The sequence below is a fragment of the Microcoleus sp. AT8-A3 genome (genome assembly GCF_036705675.1).
Classification (GTDB): Bacteria; Cyanobacteriota; Cyanobacteriia; order Cyanobacteriales; family Microcoleaceae; genus Microcoleus.
Window position 1 is genome coordinate 52,846 of record NZ_JAUBVD010000023.1, and the last position, 4,725, is coordinate 57,570.

Below are 4,725 nucleotides of genomic sequence, written 5' to 3' on the forward strand. Positions count from 1 at the left end.
CTTGTGGGTAAGCCCGATCGCCCCAAAGTGCGATCAAAAGGACTGAAATCGGCGATCGTTTGATTTGGTTCTTCAGTCGGTTTTAACCGACTTTCGCTATTAGACGGGGATTTCAATCCCCGGCGGACTTGTGGGTAAGCCCGATCGCCCCAAAGCCCGATCGCCCCAAAGCCCGATCGCCCCAAAGCCCGATCGCCCCAAAGCCCGATCGCCCGATCGACATTATTGACCTAATCTTTGCTATTTTCCTCTCCTGAATTGGGCGGTGAAAATTTAATATCCGCCCAAGATAGCTGTCTGCTTTGATTGCTGTTGCTTTCGAGTTCTTCTTTAAGTTTGGCAATATCAACCGTCTCGTTTTTGGCGGAACTGTTGGTTTGGGCGATCGCATCTTTGAATTGCCGAATGTTTTCCGTCGGATTTGCTTTAATATCTTCCACCGCTTTTTTTAAATTGCGTTGATAGTGGGCGTTGCCAATCGCTTCTTCCTTCGATCGCGAACTGGTTTCAAAGCACTTGTCCAAATCGGCGTAAATGCCTGTACGGCGGGGCTTGGTGTAGTATTGGCGTTCTGTATCAAGGAGTTTTGCCATCAATTCGAGGTGCATTTTGTCCTCGCTGCAAATCTCTTCGATCGCAGTCCATTCATCGCTACCGAGGAGTTTTCTTTCAGCGGCGGGACGGGAATCTTCAAAAGGTTCGCCCGTGACTTCTTCGTAAATCCGGGGTAAAGAGTCGTCAAATTCGTGTCTTTCTTCTAGCCAAATACGCCGGATTTCGCTCAGCTCTTCCGGGGAAATTAAGGTGATATCTCGCATTTCTTCTGGTGCTTTAGAACGAATTTCGGTTTGAACAGAAAGAAGTCGCCTCAGTAAATCATCACGCGCTTCTTTACTATAGGGGCCTGGAATAGGCTCAATAGATTTTTCACCCTCTAAATTGCGTTCATAGAGTTGAACATTGCCATTACGTCGCCTAAAGTCACGTCGATCGCGACTATCTTCAACATCCAATTCCACACGGAAATCTAGTAGAGGTTGCAACCACTCTTTTTCTTCATCATTTTGAATCATCGCTGTTAGCGATTTATCCTGACTAACCATTGTACACACCCAGCACCCAAAACGAGAACTACCACAGCTAGGGGTAGAAGTATCGACAACTAGGGGACATTCATTATCCGCACTAGCACCCCGGTACATAGCGAACAAATCTTTGTTGCTGTATCCCCAAGGATTGTCCCACTGCATCAGATAAAGCCAAACTTCATCATCACGCCAGTCTTCAATAGGGCTATAAACCAGAGAGTTCGGTAAGTTCATATTGGGGCTTAGGCGCTCCCGCACCCGTCGGGCTTCCATTTTTTTCATCCTATGAGCGCGCTTTGTGCTTTCAGCTTTACGAGTCCCTAAGACAAGTATAGTTTCACCGCTACTTCGGATAATATTACGAATAAAACGGTTAGATGGAGATATTTTTAGGCGATCGGTACACCAGCGAAACTTACCTCTGGGTGCTGGGTATCCTTTGCCAATCAAACCTACCCAAAAAGTTTCTGTCCACTCTGGTTGTAGCAGATGAGTACCTATAGGCATTTCTTGCTCTATAGCAGCAGCATTCATTTGCTTAATAGACTTCCGAACCCATGCAGATACGATCGGATTTTCTACCAGAGTGTCAGTGGTAATAATATCAATTTTTTTAGTCCGTTTGGACTGGGGAAGTTTAGCAATTGCATTCCAAATTAGCTGTACTACCGCCGTCGAATCTTTTCCCCCACTATATCCAATTACCCAAGGGATATCGTCAAGACAATATAGCTCTTGGACTTCCTCAGTTAGCAATTCTATGTCTTCTATTAATTCGGTAACGCTACGACCCGGCAATAATGACATCTGCTGAGTTTGAATCATATCTGAAAGCTCCTATTCCCAATATTAATAGTTTACGATATAATGTCATGCTTGATAAAAGTTAATTTTGTTTGTTGTTTGCCGCTGTCGATAAATAGCATCCCTGACAGTTTACATTTATAGGGTTTGTGATGTAAAATTATATCACTACACAAATTTTCTTACCTTATATGTCTGATAATAACCCTCCTCAGTCCGATCGAGTTCCAGGAATTGATGAGTTACTTGCTCCCTACTTCGCCAAGTACCACCGCGAGAAGTGCTATCCAGGGCTAATTTTCCAGCAGGGGAAGCGGAAAATGGTGCAAATAAATATCCCCGCCAATGACTTACCTACCCTTCTCCAAGCAAAACCTTCAACTGGAAACGATCCTGATTCTGGTAAAAATCGTCCAGAGGTCAAGGGTCATGCTGAAGAAGTAAAACAATATATTCTTAAACGCGCCAAAAGGGATCTACCCTGGATTTTAGGAACACTGACCGCAAATGTAGCTCCTAAAAATATTCAAATTATAGAATTAGGTCGAGGGATTTGTCTAGTAGTTATTCCTCGCAACATTAAATTAGATATTACTGATGGACAGCATCGCAAGCGCGCTATTCACGAGTTAATTGAAAGCGATCGAGGCGACTTAATCGGTGATAATGATTTTCCGATCACGCTGGTTTTAGAGGAAGACTTCAACCAGTGTCAGGCTGATTTTCGAGATATGGCGCAGACAAGACAACTTGATAAATCCTTACTTTTATCATTTGGTGAGTTTGAAGGTCGAGTGGGTATTACGAAAAGCTTACTTGAAAAAGTTGCAATGTTTTATAAAAAGACAGATAAAATAAAATCTACTCCCGACAGTAAAAAGAAGTTAATATATACAACAAATTTCATAGCAAGAGCAGTAAGTTGTGCGTTTACAGACGATCCCGTTGATGAACTTAAGGATTATGATGTTGCAGAATCATCAGATATTTTGGCTAGAACTCTTAATAAATTTTTCTCCGAATGCAGTCAGACCAGAGATATCTGTGAAACAAGCCTGGAAGAATTGACAATTGAAGATGTAAATAAATTTACAGACTACTGTATTTTGGGTAGAAGCGTAGGACTAGAAATTTTAGGTCGGTTGCTCTACTGTACTTACGACACAGATAACCAAGATTTTGAAACAGAAAAAGTTTTGCAACTAGCTCAATTGGATTGGTCTAGAAAAAGCCATCTTTGGGAGGGTAATGTAGTTTTGTATAACTCCACCCCGACCAATAATAAATCCTACAAAATGTCATCAAATGCCAGTAGTGTAAAAGTAGCAGTCAGCAAAGTAAAAGCCCACCTAGAATGGATTTAACCAATATTATCACTCCTCATGTGCGTGCATCTGCGGTTTCCAAACCCAACCGCTTTTTCAAATAATCCGTCATCCAACTAACACTCGCCCTCGACTTAGAAATCCCCCCTTTAAACAAAATCCCATTCTCCCAATCAGGATTATAAATCGACCAATCAACCTGCTGCAAAAGGCTCAAACGTTCCTCCCAACTCTCAGGAAAAACCGACAGCAAAGCCGCCCCAACTTCCCCCAAACTCTCAAGCACAACACTGTGACAGTGCACGCAATCCCGGCGCATTTCCCCCGCCGCAACTTGCTTGTGCAGAACTAATTGCCAATCTGGAATAAAACTGCAAACCGCATTCCAATAACTAACCGCCCGTTGTATTTTTTGAGCAAGTTCTTCCTCTTTCTGTTCTTTTTTGGTGCGAGAACCAGAGGGTTTTGCCTGTTCGCTGCCGTGAATATTAGACAGCAAAGCCATGATAGCACGATCGATCGCACTCAGCGTAAACAATTTGTGCGATCGCCCGTTCAAACTCCCCCTCTCCATCTCAGTCAAACACCGGAAAACCTCAACCTGCTTAACAACCGCCTTCACCACAAAAGCGCGATCGTCCCGGTGGTTGTAAAGTAGACTTAGCGACGACTCCAAAGGAACTTGAAAATTGTTCAAATCAGCAAACATCTGCTGCGATTTTTCCAACCCAATATCGAGAAACAAAATCAGCGCCACCGTCTCATATCCCAACTGCGGATTTTCCCTCAAAGCCATCTCAAAAGCCGCCCGCCGATGCTGTCCGTCATTAATAGTAAACTTAGCATCCATCGGCACTCGCAAGCGACCGATTTTCCGTTCTTCTGCCTCATTTCCCACTGCTTCAAAAGTAATATCCGCATCAATCGAAGCAGCAATAGCCCCACAAGTATAATTTGTAGGATTCTTAACAAAATACTCAGCTATTTCGGGAATCCTAGCTTTGTTAAGCGCGCGTTTCGCCCGCAGAGACGGCGGCAAATCTTCAGATTCAAAGGGAAACAATTTCGGCAAAAAACGCACCGGACACATCGACACGTAATATTCGCGGCCCGCTTGAATTCCCCGAATTACCGGCAAAATGTATTCAAAGGAAGGAGTAGACATATGTTTTTGTTGTTGCAGGTGCGAAGTATGAAGAAATCAGGGGCAAGTGCCATCGTCAATTCACTCGCTTCCCCGATATTCCGCCGGGGGTTGAAACCCCCGTCTCATAGCGAAAGTCGGTTAAAACCGACTAAACATAAACCTCGAAATTGATTCATATTCAGTCCTCTTCAGAGGACTTTCGCTATGAGACAGGGGTTTCAACCCCTGGCGGGCCCCGATGGTGGCGGGGTTTCAACCCCTGGCGGGCCCCGATGGTGGCGGGTTTTCAACCCCTGGCGGGCCCCGATGGTGGCGGGGTTTCAACCCCTGGCGGGCCCCGATGGTGGCGGGTTTTCAACCC

General features: G+C 44.6%; 4 protein-coding genes. 1 reads left to right on the forward strand and 3 read right to left on the reverse strand.

What is annotated here, in order from left to right:
* Both QUB51_RS15450 and dndC read right to left on the reverse strand, forming a co-directional pair.
* Nucleotides 1-185: hypothetical protein (locus QUB51_RS15450; RefSeq protein WP_333261868.1), on the reverse strand; the 185-nt coding region annotated here is incomplete at its 3' end.
* A 45-nt stretch (nucleotides 186-230) separates the two neighbouring features.
* Complete coding sequence (dndC, locus tag QUB51_RS15455; protein ID WP_333261865.1) at nucleotides 231-1,913, reverse strand: DNA phosphorothioation system sulfurtransferase DndC; 1,683 nt, start codon at nucleotides 1,911-1,913, stop codon at nucleotides 231-233.
* A 170-nt stretch (nucleotides 1,914-2,083) separates the two neighbouring features.
* Between dndC and QUB51_RS15460 the strand changes: the two genes are divergently transcribed.
* Complete coding sequence (locus QUB51_RS15460; protein WP_333261862.1) at nucleotides 2,084-3,256, forward strand: DNA sulfur modification protein DndB; 1,173 nt, start codon at nucleotides 2,084-2,086, stop codon at nucleotides 3,254-3,256.
* A 16-nt stretch (nucleotides 3,257-3,272) separates the two neighbouring features.
* On the opposite strand, the gene dndB is transcribed toward QUB51_RS15460, so the two are convergent.
* Nucleotides 3,273-4,382, reverse strand: a complete 1,110-nt coding sequence (gene dndB, locus QUB51_RS15465; RefSeq protein WP_333261859.1) for a DNA sulfur modification protein DndB — start codon at nucleotides 4,380-4,382, stop codon at nucleotides 3,273-3,275.
* Between the last annotated feature and the right edge of the window lie 343 nt (nucleotides 4,383-4,725).

Bases quoted from the DNA above. Each gene is read 5' to 3' on its own strand.
- dndC (WP_333261865.1), bottom strand. From the start codon at position 1,913: ATGATTCAAACTCAGCAGATGTCATTATTGCCGGGTCGTAGCGTTACC.
- dndB (WP_333261859.1), bottom strand. From the start codon at position 4,382: ATGTCTACTCCTTCCTTTGAATACATTTTGCCGGTAATTCGGGGAATT.
- QUB51_RS15460 (WP_333261862.1), top strand. From the start codon at position 2,084: ATGTCTGATAATAACCCTCCTCAGTCCGATCGAGTTCCAGGAATTGAT.